Raw genomic sequence first — 17,910 nt, forward strand, 5'->3', positions numbered from 1 at the left:
TACCCGGGGTTCGAGTTGCCGGGTGGGGCGGTGCGCATGGTCGGATGAGACGATGCGCACCCCCCACCGCATGGACACGCATCATCCCCACGACCGCTCCGAGCAGCCCCGCAACCCCTACGAGGAACTCGGCGCACTCGACGACGGCCCTCTGGAGGCGACCCCTCTGGAGGACTTCCTCGGCGCGGATGCCGGACAGCGGGACGAGCAGGAGCCCGCGTGGTCGCCGCCCGACCACCGCCGTGGCGGCCGGCGCAAGAGGAATCGTTTCGCCGGACTGCCGTTCGCGATGAAGGCGGTGGTGGGACTGGTCGTCCTCACCGCTTTCGCCGCCCTCGGCGACCGCTGGGCCGTGCTGTACGCCGAGCACCGGGCCGCGGACACCCTCAAGGACCGCCTCGACCTGGCCGCCGCGCCCGAGGTGGAGATCGGCGGCTTCCCCTTCCTCACCCAGCTCGCCGACAAGCGGCTGGACTCGGTGAAGGTGACCGTCCCCGATGTCGCCGCCGACCGCGTCTCGCTGGCGAAGGTGTCGGCCACGGCCCACGACATCCGGCTGGACGCCGACGGCCTCACGTCCGTGCGCGGCGCCCACGTCCCCCGCTTCGAGGGGGAGGTCCAGCTCTCCTTCGCCGACCTCAACCGCGAACTCGGCGCCTCCCAGGTGACCTTCACCGGCGAGGGCCGCGACCGGGTCCGGGCCGACGGCACCCTGCCGGTCGCCGGGCACGACCTGCGGCTGCGCGCCGAGGCCCGCATCCAGCGGCAGGGCGAGCGGGGCATCGCCACCGAGATCGGCAACATGCGCCTGGACATCGGCGACCTGGCCACCTACCGCCCCGGCACCCGCGCCGCGGAGGGCCTGCATCTGACGCCCAAGGCAGCCGCCGACCTCGCCCGGGAGACCCGCAAGGCCAAGGCGCTGCTGTCGGTCCCGGCCATCGTGCGGCGGATGGGCGTGCCCGAGACGACCGTGCGCGAGGCCCTGGCCGACGACGGCAAGCTCACCGAACTGACCGGCTCCCCGCGCTTCGCCCGCCAGGCCCAGCGCCTCAACCTCATCGACCTGGCTCTGGACAACCCCGGCGTGCTCCGCCGCCTCGGCCTCGACCCCGGCCTTCTCGACGAGTTGTCCGGCCTGACCCGCCCGGTCATGGCCGATCGGCTCTCCCTGGCGTTCGAACTGCCGGAGCCGGAACAGGGAGATGTGCGGCTGAGGGATGTGCGCGTGGAGGAGGACGGCATCCGGGTGCGGGTGTCGGGGTCGGGGCTGAACCTGGGTTCGTAGCCCGATGGGTCCGCGGTCTGCGTTCTTGATGAAATTTGGTGATCAGATGTGTTGACCTCTGTTCGAGCCTTCTTCTAGTTTGCGGGAGCCAACGAGCCGCCGCCGCTTGGCACGCGAGTTCTCGCGAACGCATCTGCTCAGAAGGGGACGTCGTGTCACGAAAGACTCATCGGGGGACAGCCGGCCTGGGGGCGCTGCTTGCCTGCGTCACGGCATTCGGCGGGGCCCTCGCCTCCCCCGCAGCCGCCTCCTCCACCGCTCCGCCGCCCGTCAGCGACTTCAAGGGGGTCAACTGGGCCGACCCGCGCGACAACTACGCCGACGACGCGGTCGTGCCCTCGGGCCTGTCCACCTCCGACGGCTACGCCACCACCTACGCCAAGTCCAAGGCGATCATCAGCGGGTTCTCCGAACTGGGCGCCAACACGGTCCGCCTCCCGGTCAACCCGACCTCCGTGAACGGCCCGTTCTGGAAGTCGTACCGGGGCGCGATCGACGCCGCCACCGCCAAGGGCTTCAAGGTCATCCTGGGCTACTGGGAGGCCGACAACGCCAAGGACGGCAAGATCGACAACCAGGCGTCCTGGGACCGGATGTGGGCGCGGATCACCTCCGCCTACGCCCGCAACTCCAAGGTGTACTTCGAGCCGATGAACGAGCCGTTCGGCTACACCGCCCAGGAGTGGACCGACATCGCCGCGAAGTGGGTGAGCACCCACGGCAACGTGCCCCGCGACCGCATCCTGATCGGTGGCTACAAGTACAGCGAGGACGTCAAGCCGGTCTGCGCCGACCCGCGCCTGAAGGGCACGCGCCTGGCCCTGCACAACTACGGCTTCTGGCACACCGACTGGACCAGCGTCGACCAGTGGAAGCAGGACTTCAAGGCGCGCATCGGCGACTGCGCCTCCCGGACGATCCTCGACGAGTTCGGCGCCTCGATGACCACCGGCCTGGACTACAACGGCCCGGTCAACGGCTCCAACGAGGTCGCGTACATCCAGGCCGCCACCGACACCATCCGCGAACTGGGCCTCGGCTCGGTCTACTGGCCCGGGCTGCGCAACGGTGACACCTACTCCCTGACCACCCTCCAGGGCACGGGCACGAACCTCAGCCTGAAGGTCAACAACCAGAGCGGCCTGGACCGCCTGCACTGGGCCTGGAAGCAGTAGACGTCCCTGCGGGGAACACCATGGTGACCCTTCCGGGTCCGGCGCCGCTTGTCAGCCGGACCCGGAAGGGAGCCGTCAGGACGCCGTGGGCGTCCATCCCGCGAGCCAGTCCGCGACCTCCTGGTTCGCGGCCTGCGCGTCGCTCAGGTGCGGCCGGTTGGTGCTCGCCGGGCCCGCGCCCGCGCCGTAGTTGCCGTACTCGGCGAACCGGTCGTCCTTCCACGAGAAGCCGCTCATGTCGGTCCACGGGGTCGACTTGATCGCGTTGCTCAGGTTCGTGTTGCGGACCGTGGCCTGCGGATCGAGCGAGGCGTCCCCGCCCGCGTGCCAGGGCCGGCCGAGGTAGAAGCTCCCGGCGGAGACGTCCCCGTTCACCGTGGAGTTGGCGATCAGGATGCCCCTGCGGTTCGCGGCGGTGCTCGGGGCGGTGATGTAGCCGGCCGAGGTGCCGTTCCAGCGCTTCTTCAGCGTGATGACGGACTTGTCGACGACGGCCGTGGCCCGGCCGAAGATGAAGTCGACGTTGCCGATGACATAGGAGTTGCTGACGTAGACCCGGCCCAGCCGGTCCTTCGACGCGGTGTCGAGGAGCAGAGTGTCCTGGTCCCCGCTGACGATGATCCCGTCCAGGAACACCTTGTCGGCGGCGGTACGCAGCGCGACGGCCTGCTGCCCGCTGATGTGCTGGTTCTTCGCCTCGTCGAAGTCGTTGGAGATGGTCAGGTTGCGGGCCTGGAAGTCGTCGGCCTCGACGGCGACGGTGGCGCTGCCGCCCGTGCCGTACGTACCGCCGCCGGGCTTCGGCGTACCGGACGCGTTGTTGTAGACGATCGTCGTGTCCTTGCGGCTGCTGCCGGTGCCCCGGATGGTGACGTGCGGCTTGTTGGCCGGCACCTTCACCAGTTCCCGGTACGTCCCCGGCTTGACGGCGATCACGACCCGCGAGGGATTGTTCGCCGGTACGGCGTTCACGGCGGCCTGCACGGTCCTGTACTGCCCGCTGCCGTCCTTGGCGACGGTGAGGGTGGTGGCGGCCGCTGCCTTGGTGGAGGCGGCGGCCGTGGTCCCGATGGAACCGCGGGGACCCGCCCCGGACTTCAGGACCGACGGCAGGTCGGCGGCCTTGTCGAGGGTGTACGGGTAGTAGGCCTTCGGATCGAAGGCGCTCCCGCCGCTCTCGTTCCGTCCGCTGGTACCCGAGAAGGAGTTGCCGCGCTGCACGACGGCGGCGCCGCTGTCCTTGATGACGGGGTTGTTGATGCCCTTGAAGTACGAGTTCTCGAGAACCATCTTCGTGGCGCCGCGCGAGTAGTTCCCGTACGACGACTTGATGGCGGTGCCGGGGGCGTCCTCGAGGAAGTTGTTGTAGAGGTGCGCGTGGGCGGCGTTGTCGGTGGACGGGTTGCGCTGCTCGGTCTCGCGGATCCAGTTGTGGTGGATCGTGATGTCCGTCTTGACGTTCTCGGTCCAGCCGATGCCGAAGGTCTTGTTGTTGTCGCTCAGCTTGTTCCACGAGACGGTGACGTTCGTGCTGTCCTTGCGGACGTCGATGAGCCCGTCGGCCATGTGCCGCAGATCGTTGTGATCGATCCACACGTGGTGGGCGCCGTCCATTTGAATGGCGTCGAAGTCGTGATCCTTGTCGTTCCAGATGCCCTGGTACGAGTCCCGGATGGTCAGATTCCGGATGATCACGTTGTGCACCCCGGAACCGAGGTAGAACCCACCGCCGACGATATGGCCGGAGGTCCCGGCCCCCACGATGGTCTTGTCGGACCGGACCTTGATCTCTTTCCCGACCGGGTTCATGTTGATCGCCCCGGCGACGACGATGACGTACGGCTGGGTCGCGGTGGCGTACTTCTCCAGCTCGGCCTGCGTCTTCACGGTGACGATCTGCCCGCCGCGTCCGCCGTACGTCCCGTTCTGCCCCAGCGAGTTGACGGAGGCGAAACCGTCGGCGGTGGCGGAAGCCCAGGCCGGGACTGCGGCGGAGGCCTGCTGGGCGGTGGAGCCGAGGACGCCGAGGTCGGCGCCGTAGGCGAGGGTGCCGGCGGCGGTCAGGGCGAGGGGGATGCCGGTGGCCAGGGCTTTTCGGCTTCTGCGGTGTCGGGGCTTGCTGGGCAGCAGCTCACTCATGCGGCGAATCCGTTCCATGCGGGGGGATGGTCCGGGGGTGGGTTGCCGCTCGGCGCGAAAAGGTTGCCGGTGTATGAGCTCTACTCGGTGCAGGACTTGGGATCGATGCGCTCCCCGCGACTGACCGCGACCCGCAGCACGTCTCCCAGCGATTCCAAGGCCCTGACCAACGCGAAGCGCACGGCGCTTTCACCGGCCTTGGGGTCGCGGAGTACGGCCTCGGCGCCTGCGAGGACCTGTTCGGCGGAGGTGAGTTGAGCGGCCTCGATGTCGTCGGCGAGCCGCGAGAGCAGGCTGTCCGGGTCGTCGGTGCTGAGGTAGCAGGGTTTGCCGTCGGCGCCGGTCCAGGGGAGCAGCCTCACGCGAACACCTCCACGGTGTTCAGGTACGGCCGTACGAGCGGGGTGTCCATCACCAAGGGCTCCTCATCGAGGGAGTGGGGGAGCGCCGGCGAGGGTCGGGCCGGGGTGGCCCGGTGACGTCCTCGGACGGGCAGCAGGATCCGCACGAGGAGGAGCAGGACCGACTCGCAGAGTTCAGGGATACGCAGGCGCACGGAAGTGTCCCTTCTCAGGGCAGGAGGCAGGGTTGACGAGTGTCGATTACCGTTCGTGCCTTCATCGTCACTGGCCGCGCGTACGCTGCGGAAGGGGCCAGGTGTTGCCTGGCGCTCCAGGCAACGGTGAGGGGTGACGTGGGCGAAGTGGTTGACCGGGAGCGGGAATCGGGGCGGGCTGCGCTCGGCCGGACACTGAGGTTCCTGCGCGAGCAGGCTGGCAAGTCACTCGGGCAGTTGGCCGAGGACACGGGGTACGACAAGAGCTACTTGAGCCGCCTGGAGAAGGGGGAGCGGCTCTCCAAGCGGGCGGTCATGGAGGACCTGGACAGCTACTACAGGTCCGGTGACCTGCTGGTTCGTGAGTGGCGGGACGCGCGCCGCGAAGTCATCAAGGACAAGTACAAGGCGTTCATGGACCTTGAGGCGACGGCGCAGATCATGTGGATGTTCCAGCTGCGCGTGCCGGGTCTCTTGCAGACCGAGGACTACGCCCGAGCGGTGTTGTCAGGGTTGTCTGGCGCGCAGACAACAGCAGGCAACAGTGAGGAGATCGAGGAACAGGTGGCCGCGCGGATGGGGCGGCAGGAGTTGCTCCATCGCCAATCGGTGCCGAGCGTGCGCGTGATTCTGGACGAGGGAGCGGTACGGCGACCGGTTCCCAACCCGAAGGTCTGGGCCGATCAGTTGTCACACCTGGTGGACGCTGCCGAGCTGCCGAATGTCGCAATCCAGGTGCTGCCTTACACGGCCGGTGTGCACGATCTGATGAACAGCGACCTCATCCTCTTGTGGCAGCGCCTCGGGGATCCTGTTGCCTACGTTGAAGGCAACGGGATCGGGCAGTTGATCGACGATCCGGACAGGGTCCTGTCCTACCGCTTGTCCTACGATCTCGTCAGGGATGCGGCGCTGAGCCCGGCGGAGTCGACGGCGTTCATCAAACGCCTTTTGGAGGAGTGCAGACCATGAACCGAACCCCTGACCTCACCACCGCGGCGTGGCGCAAGTCTTCCTACAGCGACGGAGGCGCCTCGAACTGCCTCGAAGTCGCCGACAACTGCCCCGGCATAGTCCCCGTCCGCGACAGCAAGCAGCCAGACGGCCCCGTGCTCGTGTTCGGCGCGACCCCCTGGGCGTTGTTCTTGGCCGGCGTCAAGGGGTGATGGCGCTCGTCCCAGCCGGCGTCGGCGTCAGTCCACGGTGGTTCCGGCATCGGCCGCGACGCGCGCGACGGACCCCCTGACCGCATCCAGCGCCGCGGCTCGTTCCTGGTCGGTCATACGGGCGGGGCCGTACGTGATCACGGGCTCCAGGACCTGGAAGCCGACGAACTCCAGCATTCCCCGGTGGATGTGGAACAGGAAGTCGTCCATCGGCCCGAAGGCGCCACCGGGTCGGAACGACTCGCTGGGCCCGCCGGTCGTGAACAGCAGCATCGCGCGCTTCCCGGCGAGCGCCGCGTCGCCGAAGAGCCCGTGGCTGCCGCCGAAAACCCCGCCCATCACGAAGACCCTGTCCACCCATCCCTTGAGGACGGCCGGCAGCGAGAACCACCACATCGGGAACGACAGCACGAGCAGATCAGCGGCGAGCAGCCGGTCGAGATGGGCCCTCACGGCCGCGTCGAGCGTCCCCTCCTCGACCGCGCGCAGCTGCTCGGCCTGTGGCTTGAACGCCCCCTCCATCGGTGCGAACTCCTCCCGGGCGAGCACTGGCGCCCAGTCGTCGGCGTAGAGGTCCAGGACGTCGACCCGGTACCCGGCCTCGCCCAGGGACTGAGCCGCCGCGGCCATCTGGGCGGTGCTGAACGAGTGGGGCTCGGGGTGAGCGTGAACGATCAGGGCTGTGGGCGCAGCAGTGAAGGTCGACATGAAGGGATCATATCGACGTATCGCGATTCGTCAATCAGAGGGCGGTGCCGATCGCCCGTGCCAGCCGTGCCAGCCGCTCTTCGTCGCGCCGGTAGTGGGTCCACTTGCCCACCCGGGTGGGACGCACGAGTCCCGCCCGTTCGAGCGTGCTCATGTAGCTGGAGACCGTCGACTGGGCGAGTCCCGCCTTCGCCTGGATGTGCGTGACGCACACGCCGACCGCTCGACGGTCCGCGATCGGCTCGTACTCACCGAAGTGCGCGTCGGGATCCTTCAGCCACTGCATGATCTGCAGGCGGGCAGGGTTGCCGAGGGCCTTGAACACCTCGATCAGATCGCCCGAATCCAGTTCCGCCCTCGCGGCCATGCGTCACCCTCCTCGCCCGTCAGTGCGACACACCACGATATATCGATATCGGATGCGCGCTATGCGTCGGCGAAGGTGAGGCTGTCCGGCGGTGGTACCGCCGCCCCCGGCAGTCGTACCGTCGCCACCGTGCCGCCGCCTTCCGCCCGGGACAGTGACACCTCGCCGCCCGCCTGCTGCACCGTCCTCGCCACGATCGACAGGCCGAGCCCCGAGCCCGGCAACGCCCGTGCGCTCGGCGAGCGCCAGAAGCGGTCGAAGACGTGGGGGAGTTCCTCGGCGGGGATGCCCGGGCCGTGGTCGCGGACCGTGAGGACGCCCTCAGCCAGGCGCACGTCGATCGTGCCGCTCTCCGGGCTGAACTTCACCGCGTTGTCGAGGATATTGACCACCGCCCGCTCCAGGGCGGAGGGTTCCGCGCGGACGAACCAGGGCTGGATGTCCGCCGTGATCGTCAGCTCGGGGCCGCGCAGCCGTGCTCTCCGCAGCGCCGATTCCACCGTGTCCTGCCAGGCCACGATCTGCGTACGGCCCGCGTGCTGGTCCGTGTCGGGCCGGGACAGTTCCTGCAGGTCGCCGATGAGTGCGGCCAGTTCCGTCATCTGCGCCTTCACCGATGCGAGCAGCGCCTTGCGGTCCGCCTTGGGGAGGGGACGGCCCGTTTCCTCGCTGCGGGTGAGGAGTTCGATGTTCGTGCGCAGTGACGTCAGCGGCGTGCGGAGTTCGTGGCCGGCGTCCGCGATGAGCTGTTGCTGGAGTTCGCGGGAGCTGGCCAGGGCCGAGGTCATCGAGTTGAAGGACCGGGACAGCCGGGCCACCTCGTCCTCGCTGGCGTCGTCGACCGGAATGCGGACGTCCAGGTCCTCGGTGCGGGCCACGTGCTCGACGGCTTCGGTGAGTTTGTCCACCGGGCGCAGGCCCGCCCGGGCAACCGCGAGGCCGGCCGCCCCGGCGCCCACCACTCCGACGCCCGACACCAGCAGCAGGATCAGCGCCAGTTCGTTGAGCGTGGACTCCGTGCCCTTGAGCGGGACGGCGATGACGAGCGCGTAGTCGGCGGCCACGCCCTGCTCGAACGGGCCGTTCTTCACGACGACCGCCGTGGTCAGCACCCGCACCGAGTTGCCGTCGCTGTCCGTGCCGTTGCGCAGCCTGTCGACGGTGGGATCGGGGTTTTTGGCCACGGCCTTGTCACCGCTGGTGACCTTCACCTGGGGCATGAGGTTGCTGAACAGGCAGACCCGGCCGTCGGTCCTGACCACCTGTGCGTAGGTCTGCGGACGCGGAGCCCCGCCGAGCGTGCTCGACGGCTTCTGGGGACACGACTTCGTCAGGGCCTCGAAGTCGTCCGCCTGCAGGGTCCGGTACGACGACTTCAGATCACCGTCCACCTGGTCGTACAACTTCCCCTGCACGATGAACCAGCAGGTCACCGACACCGCCGCCACCGCGAACGCCACCGCCGCCGCCACCAGCAGCGCCAGGCGTGAGCGGATCGGCAGGGAGCGGTACCGTCGTACGGCTTTGTTCACTCGGCGCCGCCCTGCCGCAACACGTAGCCCACACCGCGCACCGTGTGGACGAGGCGCGACTCCCCGCCCGCCTCGGTCTTGCGGCGCAGGTACATGACGTACACGTCGAGGGAGTTCGACGACGGCTCGAAGTCGAAGCCCCAGACCGCCTTCAGGATCTGCTCCCGCGTGAGGACCTGGCGCGGGTGCGCCATGAACATCTCAAGCAGCGTGAACTCCGTCCGGGTCAGCTCCACTTGGCGGGCGCCCCGGGTGACCTCGCGCGTGGCGAGGTCCATGCGCAGATCGGCGAAGGTCAGGGCGTCCTCGTCCTCCGGTGTGCCCGCGCCCACGGCCGCCGCGTAGGAGCTGCGGCGCAGCAACGCGCGGATGCGGGCGAAGAGCTCGTCGAGTTCGAAGGGCTTGACCAGGTAGTCGTCGGCGCCCGCGTCGAGACCGGTCACCCGGTCGCCGACCGTGTCGCGGGCGGTGAGCATGAGGATCGGTGTCGTGTCGCCCGTGGCGCGGATGCGGCGCGCCGCCGTCAGGCCGTCCATGCGCGGCATCTGGATGTCGAGGACGACCAGGTCGGGCCGGTACGCCGCCGCCTTCTCCAGGGCGTCCGAGCCGTCGACCGCGACCGCCGTCCCGTACCCCTCGAAGGCGAGGCTGCGCTGGAGTGCTTCGCGCACCGCCGGCTCGTCGTCGACGATGAGGATGCGCTGGGGGTCACGGTCGCCGTCTGCGGGGCTCATGGGCAGGGGTCCTCGGGGGTGAAGGGACGGTCGGGGTGTTCTGATGCTCTCAGCCTCGCATGTCGGCGGGGCGGGCCGGGAGGAGCGGCGTCAGCCCCCTGAGGTGCTCCGACGCGCGGACCGGCGCCGGCCGGCGGCCCGCTCGGCGGCTCCGGCCGCGGCGGCCGGAGCCACCTCCGGTGCCCGTCGTGCCGGCGGGTGCAGTTCGTACGCCACCGCCAGCGCCGTCCCGACTCCCGCCGGGTCCGCACCCGGCTCCGCGTGCGCAACCTGCTGGATCATCGCCCTCTCCTCGGAACTCGGTGAAACTCGATCGCGGAAGGACTCAGTCGGTCGAACCGGCCCGCAGCTTCGCGAGGTCGGCCTTGACCGTGTTGATCGGGATGGCGAAGCCCAGGCCGACACTGCCCGCGTCGGAGGACGAGGAGGCCTGGCCGGTCGGCGAGTACATCGCGGAGTTGATGCCGACGATGTTGCCGTTCATGTCGATCAGGGCGCCGCCGGAGTTGCCCGGGTTGAGGGACGCGTCGGTCTGGAGCGCCTTGTACGTGGTGGTGTTGTTGCCGGTGTCGCCGTTGAACTGCCGACCGCCGAACTCGAAGGGCCACTGGTCGCCCTGACCCTGGCCCCACTGCTGCTGATCCTGGCCCTGGCCCTGGTTCTCCTCCGTCGGGACCGTGACGTCACGGTCGAGAGCGGAGATGATGCCGCTGGTGACGGTGCCGGACAGCCCCTCGGGGGAGCCGATCGCCACGACCTGGTCGCCGACCTGCACCCCGGCCGAGTCGCCGAGCGTCGCCGCCTTCATACCGGAGGCGTTCTCCAGCTTGATCAGCGCGAGGTCCTTCTTGCTGTCGGTGCCGACGACCTTGGCCGAGTACGTCTTGCCGTCGTCGGTCGTCACCTTGATCTGCGAGGCGCCGGCGATGACGTGGTTGTTGGTGATGATCTCGCCGCCGCTCGTGATGATCACGCCGGAGCCGGTGGAGGACCCTGCGTTGGAGGCGGCGTTGATCTCGACGATGCTGGGGCTGACCGCCTTCGCGACCCCGGCGACCGTGCCCTTCTGGCTGGACGGCACCACGGTGGTGCTGGTGGAGCTGGAGGCGACGGCGTCGTGGCCGGTCAGCTCCTGGATGCCGTAGGCGGTGCCGCCGCCTATCGCCGCTGCCACGATCGCCACGGCGGCGAGCAGGGCGACGGGGCCACGGGTGCGCTTCTTCGGAGCATGCGCCGGGGCGTACGCCGGCGGGGGCGGCCACTCGGGGTTCACCGGGGCCTGCTGCTGACCCTCGTAAGGGTTCTGGTACTCGCCACTGCGGTGGAAGCTCTCGGTCATGGCATCGAGCTTGTCGCCCGACCATGAGAGCTTCCTGAGTGCTTGCTGAGAAGCCCGACAGAACCTCGTATGCCCGATATAAGGACACCTCGGGAGGAGCGGAAGGGACCTTGGGCGGCAGTTACGCGCAGCCGCAGGAGTGCCGTACCACCAGCCGTGAGGGGAACACCTTCAGCCGCTCCCGCCGTGCCCCCGCGACCCGCAGGCCGTCGTCGAGTACGAGGTCCACCGCCGCCCGGGCCATCGCCGAGCGGTCGGAGGCCACCGTCGTCAGGGGCGGGTCGGCCAGCGCCGCCTCCTTGATGTCGTCGAAGCCGGCCACCGCCAGCTCGCCGGGGACGTCGATGCGCAGTTCGCGTGCCGCTCGCAGCAGGCCGATCGCCTGGTCGTCGGTCGAGCAGAAGATCGCGGGCGGGCGGTCGGGCCCGGAGAGGATCTTCAGGGCGGCCTGGTAGGCGTCGTAGCGGTTGTAGAGGGCCTCGAAGAGGCGGCCCTCCGTGGAGATCCCGGCGTCGTCCATCGCGCGGCGCCAGCCCTCGACGTGGTCGGAGACCGGGTCGCCGACCGCGGGCGTCTCCGCTATGCCGCCCATGCAGGCCACGTACTCGTAGCCGTGCTCCAGCAGGTGCCGCACGGCGAGCTCGGCACCGCCCAGGTCGTCGGTGACGACGGCGACGTCGTCGATGGCCTCGGGCCGCTCGTGCAGCAGTACGACCCGGGCGTCCCAGGCCTCGATCTCGGCGGCGGCCAGGTCGTTGAGCGCGTGGCTGACGAGGATCAGGCCGGAGACCCGCATCCCCAGGAAGGCGCGCAGGTAGTGGACCTCGCGCTCGCCCACGTAGTCCGTGTTGCCGACGAGCACCATCTTTCCGCGCTCGGAGGCGGCCTGCTCGACCGCGTGCGCCATCTCCCCGAAGAAGGGCTGGCGCGCGTCCGGGATGATCAGGCCTATGAGGTCCGTACGCCGGGACGCCATCGCCTGGGCCACCCGGTCGGGTCGGTACCCCAGTTCCTTGATCGCGGCGAGGACACGCTCGCGCGTGGCCGGGGCGACCGGCCGGGGTCCGTTGTTGATGACATAGCTGACCACGGCAGTGGAAGTCCCTGCCAGCCGCGCCACATCATCCCGAGTCACCTTGGCCACGCGCGGAGTCTACGCGGATATACCCATGCCGGGCAGGGCGTAAAGGAGGATCCGTACGATATCCCGACCGCCGTCCGCGGGCGCCGTCGTGGAGAGCGATGCCCGGGTCGGCGTCGGGATACGCCTCTTCACGCCTTGGCGCGGACCTCGGTGGCGTCCAGGGCGGCCGACTCGTCCGTCTTGTCCGTCTTCGCCTTGGTCGCCTTGGCCTTCGCCTCCTCGGCGGCGCGCTCCACCTTCTCCGGCGTAACGAATCGATAACCGACGTTCCGGACGGTGCCGATCAGCGACTCGTGCTCGGGGCCGAGCTTGGCGCGCAGCCGCCGGACGTGCACGTCGACCGTGCGCGTGCCGCCGAAGTAGTCGTAGCCCCACACCTCTTGGAGCAGCTGGGCGCGCGTGAAGACGCGGCCGGGGTGCTGCGCGAGGTACTTCAGGAGCTCGAACTCCTTGAAGGTGAGGTCGAGGACCCGGCCCTTGAGCTTGGCGGAGTACGTCGCCTCGTCGACCGACAGGTCGCCGTTGCGGATCTCCATCGGGGAGTCGTCGCTGACGATCTGCTGCCGGCCCATGGCGAGGCGCAGCCGCGCCTCGACCTCCGCGGGTCCGGCGGTGTCGAGCAGGACGTCGTCGATGCCCCAGTCGGCGGTGACGGCGGCGAGGCCGCCCTCGGTGACGACGAGGACGAGCGGGCAGCCCGGCCCGGTGGAGCGCAGCAGCTGGCACAGGCTGCGCACCTGCGGCAGGTCGCGCCGGCCGTCGACGAGGATGACGTCGGCGCCGGGGGTGTCGACGAGGGCGGGGCCCTCCGCGGGGGCCACACGCACGTTGTGCAGGAGCAGGCCGAGGGCGGGGAGCACCTCCGTCGACGGCTGGAGGGCATTGGTCAGGAGCAGCAGAGAACTCATATGTCTGGTTCCTCCTCGGTCCCTGCGAGGACACTTGTTGGCACAGCCAGCTCTGCGATCCCGAAGGCCCCGTACACCTGCGGTTTCCCGCGTTGTATACAACGCTTCCGAAAGCACAAAAGGACCCGGGGGCTACGCTGCCCGAGTCCTCTGCCCAGCAGAATAGCCCACATGAGCTCTGGTCCGGCAGGCCATGTGGCGCGTTCCACCGATCGTCCGAACTCCGAGACGGTCGCGGGAACGCCTGTGCGGACGCCGTCGAGGACGTTCCTGCGCGCGTCCGACGGTGTGACGATCGATGCCGTGTACGACCCGGGGACGGCTGTGTACGACACTTCCCGGACGCCTTCCGATCACCCCGTGTTCGTCGTCGCCCACGGCTTCACCGGGGCCGTGGACCGGCCGCACGTGCGGCGGGTGGCCCGGGCCTTCGCCCGCTACGGGGCCGTGGTGACCTTCTCCTTCCGGGGGCACGGCGCCTCCGGCGGGCGGTCGACGGTCGGGGACCGGGAGGTGCTCGACCTGGCGGCGGCCGTGCGGTGGGCACGGGAGCGCGGGCACGCGCGCGTGGGCACGGTCGGGTTCTCCATGGGGGGCTCGGTGGTGCTGCGGCACGCGGCGCTGCACCCGGAGCAGACCGGCGCGGTCGTGTCGGTGAGCGCGCCGGCCCGCTGGTACTACCGGGGGACCGCCCCGATGCGGCGGCTGCACTGGCTGGTGACGCGGCCCGAGGGCCGGGTGGTGAGCCGCTACGGATTCCGCACGCGCATCCACCACCGCGACTGGGATCCGGTCCCGCTCTCGCCGGTGGAGGCGGTGCCGAGGATCGCGCCCACGCCCCTGCTGATCGTGCACGGTGACGCCGACGGCTACTTTCCCGTCGACCATCCCCGCATGCTCGCCGCGGCCGCCGGTGACCAGGGCGAACTGTGGCTGGAGTCCGGGATGGGGCACGCCGAGCACGCGGCGAGCGACGAGTTGCTGGACCGGATCGGGGAGTGGGTCGCCGGCCGGGCGGGCTAGCCTGACGGGGTTCACCGTCGGGTGAGTCCGTTGTGAGTCCGTTGTGAGTCCGACGAGTTCGATGAGTCCGTTGCGACTGTGCGATTGAGGAAGCAGATGCCAAAGGTCACGGTGCGCTACTGGGCCGCCGCCAAGGCCGCGGCCGGGGTGGCCGAGGAGCCGTACGAGGCGGCCACGCTCGCCGAGGCGCTCGACGGAGTGCGCGAGCGGCACCCGGGCGAACTGGAGCGCGTCCTGCGACGCTGCTCGTTCCTCGTGGACGGCGCTCCCGTGGGCACCCGCGGACACGAGACGGTACGGCTGGCCGACGGCGGCACGGTCGAGGTGCTCCCGCCGTTCGCAGGAGGGTGACGATGACCGACCAGCCGTACGACGGTCACGAACCGCACGGACCCCAGGGACCCCAGGGCCCCTACGGGCAGCAGCCGCAGGGGTGGCCCGGGCAGGGGCACCCGGGGGATCAGGCGTGGCCCGGGCAGGGGCATCCTGGGGATCAGGGGTACCAGGGGTACCAGGGGTACGACGATCCCTACGCCGCGCAGCAGTACACGCAGCAGTGGCAGGGGCAGACGTGGGAGACGCAGACGCAGCGGCCGGTGTCCGCGCCGGCCGCTGCCGAGACCGCGTATCTGCCGCCGCAGGGACACGCGGCGCGCGCGGCTGCTCCTGCGTCCGCCGAGATTGCCGACGCCCCCGAGGCCGCTCCCGAGTACGGTCCCGCCACCGTCGGTGGGAACACGCGGGTCACGGACGCGCAGCGGGCGCGGGCGGAGGGGCGGTCGCCGATCATCGAGCCCGGGATGCAGCCGGCCGCGCTGACCGCGCTGCTGGGGCTGCTGATGGCCGGTGCGGCGGCGGTCGGGACGTACGCGCTGCTCGTGCCGCTGGTCGTCCTCCAGGCCGTCACCGCGGCGGGCTGGTTCCGGCTGAACGGGATGTGGCCGGCGCGCCAGGGCATCGCGCTGGGTTTCGCCGGGGCGCTGGCCGCGGATGCCGCGCTGCTCGCGTCGGACCGCTCGCCCGCGGCGATCCTGGGGACGCTGGGGGTGTGGGTGCTGCTCGCGCTGGTGCTGCAGCTGCGGTCGCACGCGGATCCCGACGAGCGGATGTACGGCCTGACGGCGACGGTCGCCGCATCGGCGCTGGCGATCGTGGCGGGCGGGTACCTCGCGGCCGGCACGGACGCGGTGACGGTGGGCGCGGTGGCCGTGGCGGTCGCGGTCCTGGCGCGTGCCGTGCCGCTGCCGACACCGGTGTCGGTGGTCGTGGCGCTGCTCGCCGCGGCGGGCGGTGGCGCCGCGGCCGGGGCGCTGACGGGCCTGGGCACGCCGGGCGCCCTGCTGGGCGCGGGCGCGGCGGTGTGCGCGCTGATCGGCCACCGGGTCGCGAGCTACGACTACCCGTCCCGCTTCGTCCACTTCACAGCGGGCGTCGCCCTGCCACTGGCGGCTGCCGCGCCGGTGGTCTACGTCCTGGGGCGGGCGCTGGTCTAGCTGTACTGCCCAGCCAGGGTGCCCGCGGCGGAATGTGGCCGGTTCGGCGGGGGCGCGCGCTCGCGCCTTCTCGCCGGGTGATGGGCCGGCGGCCGCTGGTGCGTCGCGGCAGATGCCGTAGCCGCCCCGGCCGCTGCCCCGGCCAGGCCCTCGCCGAGCAGCCGCACCTGTCACAGATGATCGACAAACTCCCGATCCCCACCCGGCACGGAGTTACCCTCACGCAAGGGACGGCCACCCGGTCGTCGAGGGACGCCGTCACAACCGCCTAGGTGGGGGATACACCGCATGCGCGCACTGCGAATACTGCTGATCTTCGTCGTGGTCCTGGGCGGACTCTTCGTGATCGCCGACCGGGTCGCGGTCAACTTCGCCGAGGGCGAGGCCGCCGACCGCCTGAAGGCGACGGAGAACCTCTCGGCCACCCCCGACGTGTCGATCAAGGGCTTCCCGTTCCTCACCCAGGTCGCCGGCGGCTCCCTCGACGACATCGAGGTCGGCATCAAGGACTTCGAGGCGGCCGCGGGCAACGGCGACCAGAAGATCCGTATCGACGACCTCCAGGCCGACATGAAGGGCGTCGAGTTCTCCGGCGACTACAGCTCCGCCACCGCCACCAGCGCCACCGGCACGGCGGCCATCGCCTACGACGAGCTGCTGAAGACCGCGAAGTCCGAGCCCACCCAGGTCGCCCCGGGCGTGACCGCCAACGTCGTCGGCCTCTCCGACGGCGGCAACGGCAAGATCAAGGTCACCGTCGAGGCCACCGTCCTCGGCACCAAGCTGCCCGAGCCGGTCTCCGTGCTCAGCACGGTGACGGTGGTCGACGGCGACACCGTGCGGGTGAAGGCCGACGGCCTGCCCAAGTTCGCCGGTGTCGACCTCGCCGAGAACCGGGTCCGCTCCGTCACCGACTTCCAGCAGAAGATCGACGGCCTCCCCGGCGGCATCCGGCTGGACAAGGTCCAGGCCGCCCCGAACGGCGTCGAGGTCACCGTGAAGGGTTCCGACGTCCGGCTCGCCGGGTAGGAACGCGCACGGCGGACCCGACCGGCGCTGTCCGGTAGGCGAGACGGCGATGTCCGCAGCGTAGAGGTGACGGGGACACAGTCGGCCGGAGGGCTTGCCGCGGGTGTCCTGACGCGCCGCTGATCCCATATTGCGGATCATCCTGTCTCACTATGCGACACACCGGTGACACGTCCGCCCTGCCGTCCCTACGATCGACGGCATGAAGCGACAGGCGGATCTCACGAAGCGGCGGGCAGTAGACCTGTGCCGCGTCGCCGCCATGCTCTGTCGCACCTTCTGAGCGACCGCGTCGGCCCGCAGCGCCGGCGCGCGCATCCCCGCCGCCCTGCATCAAGGGCACCCGTGCGCCGCCCCCGTCATGGGCCGCGCGCCCTGCAGACCTCGCACGCCCCGCCGCAACTGCCCCGGAGGAGAAAGAGCATGAGCCGCAGCGACGTCCTGGTCGACGCCGATTGGCTCCAGGAGCACCTGGACGACCCGACCATCGCCATCGTCGAGGTGGACGAGGACACGTCCGCCTACGAGAAGAACCACATCAAGAACGCCATCCGGATCGACTGGACCAAGGACCTGCAGGACCCGGTCCGCCGTGACTTCGTCGACCAGGAGGGCTTCGAGAAGCTCCTGTCCGACAAGGGGATCGGCAACGACCACACCGTGGTCCTCTACGGCGGCAACAACAACTGGTTCGCCTCGTACGCGTACTGGTACTTCAAGCTGTACGGCCACGAGAACGTCAAGCTTCTCGACGGCGGCCGCAAGAAGTGGGAGCTCGACGCCCGCGAGCTGGTCGTCGGCGACGAGGTGCCCGAGCGTCCGAAGACGGACTACAAGGCCAAGGCCCAGGACACGTCCATCCGTGCCTTCCGGGACGACGTCGTCGCGGCCATCGGTGCGCAGAACCTGGTCGACGTGCGCTCGCCCGACGAGTTCTCCGGCAAGCTGCTCGCCCCGGCCCACCTGCCGCAGGAGCAGTCCCAGCGCCCCGGCCACGTGCCGAGCGCCCGCAACATCCCGTGGTCCAAGAACGCCAACGACGACGGCACCTTCAAGTCGGACGAGGAGCTCAAGGCCCTCTACGAGGAGGAGAGCGTCGACCTGGCCAAGGACACCATCGCCTACTGCCGCATCGGTGAGCGCTCCGCGCTGACCTGGTTCGTGCTGCACGAGCTGCTCGGTGTGGAGAACGTCAAGAACTACGACGGCTCCTGGACCGAGTACGGCTCCCTGGTGGGCGTGCCGATCGAGCTCGGCGCCAACAAGTAAGCAACCCCGACCGACCTTTCCAGACCTCTTCAGGAGTACG

Annotated in this window: 21 protein-coding genes; 10 read left to right on the top strand and 11 right to left on the bottom strand. The window is 69.9% G+C overall.

What is annotated here, in order from left to right; translation table 11 throughout:
- Positions 1-52: 52 nt before the first annotated feature.
- Both ACWD1U_RS19580 and ACWD1U_RS19585 read left to right on the top strand, forming a co-directional pair.
- Positions 53-1,288 (top strand): LmeA family phospholipid-binding protein, encoded by a 1,236-nt coding sequence (locus ACWD1U_RS19580; protein WP_451109045.1) that lies wholly within the window; start codon positions 53-55, stop codon positions 1,286-1,288.
- A 152-nt stretch (positions 1,289-1,440) separates the two neighbouring features.
- Entirely contained in the window at positions 1,441-2,463 is a 1,023-nt protein-coding gene (locus ACWD1U_RS19585; RefSeq protein ID WP_451109047.1) for a glycoside hydrolase family 5 protein, read from the top strand.
- A 75-nt stretch (positions 2,464-2,538) separates the two neighbouring features.
- On the opposite strand, the gene ACWD1U_RS19590 is transcribed toward ACWD1U_RS19585, so the two are convergent.
- The 3 genes from ACWD1U_RS19590 to ACWD1U_RS19600 all read right to left on the bottom strand — a co-directional run bounded on the left by ACWD1U_RS19590 (position 2,539) and on the right by ACWD1U_RS19600 (position 5,158).
- Positions 2,539-4,602 (bottom strand): pectinesterase family protein, encoded by a 2,064-nt coding sequence (locus ACWD1U_RS19590; protein ID WP_451109049.1) that lies wholly within the window; start codon positions 4,600-4,602, stop codon positions 2,539-2,541.
- 80 nt (positions 4,603-4,682) lie between these two features.
- Positions 4,683-4,964 carry a hypothetical protein gene (locus ACWD1U_RS19595; RefSeq protein WP_451109050.1) on the bottom strand — a complete coding sequence of 94 codons (282 nt, stop codon included), beginning with the start codon at positions 4,962-4,964 and terminating at the stop codon, positions 4,683-4,685.
- Complete coding sequence (locus ACWD1U_RS19600; RefSeq protein ID WP_451109052.1) at positions 4,961-5,158, bottom strand: hypothetical protein; 198 nt, start codon at positions 5,156-5,158, stop codon at positions 4,961-4,963. The genes ACWD1U_RS19595 and ACWD1U_RS19600 overlap by 4 nt, the downstream gene beginning before the upstream one ends.
- A 138-nt stretch (positions 5,159-5,296) precedes the next feature.
- Here ACWD1U_RS19600 and ACWD1U_RS19605 point away from each other — a divergent pair, with 138 nt between their 5' ends.
- Positions 5,297-6,130, top strand: a complete 834-nt coding sequence (locus tag ACWD1U_RS19605) for a helix-turn-helix domain-containing protein (RefSeq protein ID WP_451109414.1) — start codon at positions 5,297-5,299, stop codon at positions 6,128-6,130.
- Positions 6,127-6,324: a DUF397 domain-containing protein gene (locus tag ACWD1U_RS19610; RefSeq protein ID WP_451109054.1), complete on the top strand. Its 198-nt coding sequence runs from the start codon at positions 6,127-6,129 to the stop codon at positions 6,322-6,324. The genes ACWD1U_RS19605 and ACWD1U_RS19610 overlap by 4 nt, the downstream gene beginning before the upstream one ends.
- A gap of 27 nt (positions 6,325-6,351) precedes the next feature.
- Here ACWD1U_RS19610 and ACWD1U_RS19615 read toward each other — a convergent pair whose 3' ends face one another.
- The 8 genes from ACWD1U_RS19615 to ACWD1U_RS19650 form a co-directional block, all read right to left on the bottom strand.
- Positions 6,352-7,032, bottom strand: a complete 681-nt coding sequence (locus ACWD1U_RS19615) for an NAD(P)H-dependent oxidoreductase (RefSeq protein WP_451109055.1) — start codon at positions 7,030-7,032, stop codon at positions 6,352-6,354.
- Positions 7,033-7,066: 34 nt separating this feature from the next.
- Positions 7,067-7,399, bottom strand: a complete 333-nt coding sequence (locus tag ACWD1U_RS19620; protein ID WP_451109057.1) for an ArsR/SmtB family transcription factor — start codon at positions 7,397-7,399, stop codon at positions 7,067-7,069.
- A gap of 59 nt (positions 7,400-7,458) precedes the next feature.
- Entirely contained in the window at positions 7,459-8,931 is a 1,473-nt protein-coding gene (locus ACWD1U_RS19625) for a sensor histidine kinase (protein WP_451109059.1), read from the bottom strand.
- Complete coding sequence (locus ACWD1U_RS19630) at positions 8,928-9,665, bottom strand: response regulator transcription factor (RefSeq protein ID WP_451109060.1); 738 nt, start codon at positions 9,663-9,665, stop codon at positions 8,928-8,930. Before ACWD1U_RS19630 ends, ACWD1U_RS19625 begins: the two co-directional genes overlap by 4 nt.
- A gap of 90 nt (positions 9,666-9,755) precedes the next feature.
- Positions 9,756-9,947 (bottom strand): hypothetical protein, encoded by a 192-nt coding sequence (locus ACWD1U_RS19635; protein WP_451109061.1) that lies wholly within the window; start codon positions 9,945-9,947, stop codon positions 9,756-9,758.
- Between the two features lie 43 nt (positions 9,948-9,990).
- On the bottom strand, positions 9,991-11,004 hold the full coding sequence (locus tag ACWD1U_RS19640; protein ID WP_451109062.1) for a S1C family serine protease: 1,014 nt from the start codon (positions 11,002-11,004) through the stop codon (positions 9,991-9,993).
- A 121-nt stretch (positions 11,005-11,125) separates the two neighbouring features.
- Entirely contained in the window at positions 11,126-12,148 is a 1,023-nt protein-coding gene (locus tag ACWD1U_RS19645) for a LacI family DNA-binding transcriptional regulator (RefSeq protein ID WP_451109065.1), read from the bottom strand.
- Between the two features lie 128 nt (positions 12,149-12,276).
- On the bottom strand, positions 12,277-13,056 hold the full coding sequence (locus ACWD1U_RS19650) for a response regulator transcription factor (protein WP_451109066.1): 780 nt from the start codon (positions 13,054-13,056) through the stop codon (positions 12,277-12,279).
- A 171-nt stretch (positions 13,057-13,227) separates the two neighbouring features.
- Between ACWD1U_RS19650 and ACWD1U_RS19655 the strand changes: the two genes are divergently transcribed.
- The 6 genes from ACWD1U_RS19655 to ACWD1U_RS19680 all read left to right on the top strand — a co-directional run bounded on the left by ACWD1U_RS19655 (position 13,228) and on the right by ACWD1U_RS19680 (position 17,870).
- Positions 13,228-14,079, top strand: a complete 852-nt coding sequence (locus tag ACWD1U_RS19655) for an alpha/beta hydrolase (RefSeq protein ID WP_451109067.1) — start codon at positions 13,228-13,230, stop codon at positions 14,077-14,079.
- 96 nt (positions 14,080-14,175) lie between these two features.
- Positions 14,176-14,430: a MoaD/ThiS family protein gene (locus tag ACWD1U_RS19660; RefSeq protein WP_451109068.1), complete on the top strand. Its 255-nt coding sequence runs from the start codon at positions 14,176-14,178 to the stop codon at positions 14,428-14,430.
- 2 nt (positions 14,431-14,432) lie between these two features.
- Complete coding sequence (locus ACWD1U_RS19665; RefSeq protein ID WP_451109070.1) at positions 14,433-15,572, top strand: hypothetical protein; 1,140 nt, start codon at positions 14,433-14,435, stop codon at positions 15,570-15,572.
- Between the two features lie 288 nt (positions 15,573-15,860).
- Positions 15,861-16,601, top strand: coding sequence for an LmeA family phospholipid-binding protein (locus ACWD1U_RS19670; RefSeq protein WP_451109071.1), 741 nt, complete (start codon positions 15,861-15,863; stop codon positions 16,599-16,601).
- A 202-nt stretch (positions 16,602-16,803) separates the two neighbouring features.
- On the top strand, positions 16,804-16,884 hold the full coding sequence (locus ACWD1U_RS19675; RefSeq protein ID WP_350310325.1) for a putative leader peptide: 81 nt from the start codon (positions 16,804-16,806) through the stop codon (positions 16,882-16,884).
- Between the two features lie 140 nt (positions 16,885-17,024).
- Entirely contained in the window at positions 17,025-17,870 is an 846-nt protein-coding gene (locus ACWD1U_RS19680) for a sulfurtransferase (RefSeq protein WP_451109072.1), read from the top strand.
- Positions 17,871-17,910: the final 40 nt, after the last annotated feature.

This window comes from Streptomyces sp. NPDC002788 (genome assembly GCF_053592115.1).

Coding starts and splice junctions, on each gene's coding strand:
- ACWD1U_RS19620 (WP_451109057.1), bottom strand. CDS start 7,399: ATGGCCGCGAGGGCGGAACTGGATTCGGGCGATCTGATCGAGGTGTTC.
- ACWD1U_RS19640 (WP_451109062.1), bottom strand. CDS start 11,004: ATGACCGAGAGCTTCCACCGCAGTGGCGAGTACCAGAACCCTTACGAG.
- ACWD1U_RS19670 (WP_451109071.1), top strand. CDS start 15,861: ATGCGCGCACTGCGAATACTGCTGATCTTCGTCGTGGTCCTGGGCGGA.
- ACWD1U_RS19615 (WP_451109055.1), bottom strand. CDS start 7,032: ATGTCGACCTTCACTGCTGCGCCCACAGCCCTGATCGTTCACGCTCAC.
- ACWD1U_RS19590 (WP_451109049.1), bottom strand. CDS start 4,602: ATGAGTGAGCTGCTGCCCAGCAAGCCCCGACACCGCAGAAGCCGAAAA.
- ACWD1U_RS19630 (WP_451109060.1), bottom strand. CDS start 9,665: ATGAGCCCCGCAGACGGCGACCGTGACCCCCAGCGCATCCTCATCGTC.
- ACWD1U_RS19650 (WP_451109066.1), bottom strand. CDS start 13,056: ATGAGTTCTCTGCTGCTCCTGACCAATGCCCTCCAGCCGTCGACGGAG.
- ACWD1U_RS19665 (WP_451109070.1), top strand. CDS start 14,433: ATGACCGACCAGCCGTACGACGGTCACGAACCGCACGGACCCCAGGGA.
- ACWD1U_RS19610 (WP_451109054.1), top strand. CDS start 6,127: ATGAACCGAACCCCTGACCTCACCACCGCGGCGTGGCGCAAGTCTTCC.
- ACWD1U_RS19660 (WP_451109068.1), top strand. CDS start 14,176: ATGCCAAAGGTCACGGTGCGCTACTGGGCCGCCGCCAAGGCCGCGGCC.
- ACWD1U_RS19655 (WP_451109067.1), top strand. CDS start 13,228: ATGAGCTCTGGTCCGGCAGGCCATGTGGCGCGTTCCACCGATCGTCCG.
- ACWD1U_RS19635 (WP_451109061.1), bottom strand. CDS start 9,947: ATGATCCAGCAGGTTGCGCACGCGGAGCCGGGTGCGGACCCGGCGGGA.
- ACWD1U_RS19675 (WP_350310325.1), top strand. CDS start 16,804: ATGAAGCGACAGGCGGATCTCACGAAGCGGCGGGCAGTAGACCTGTGC.
- ACWD1U_RS19680 (WP_451109072.1), top strand. CDS start 17,025: ATGAGCCGCAGCGACGTCCTGGTCGACGCCGATTGGCTCCAGGAGCAC.
- ACWD1U_RS19580 (WP_451109045.1), top strand. CDS start 53: ATGCGCACCCCCCACCGCATGGACACGCATCATCCCCACGACCGCTCC.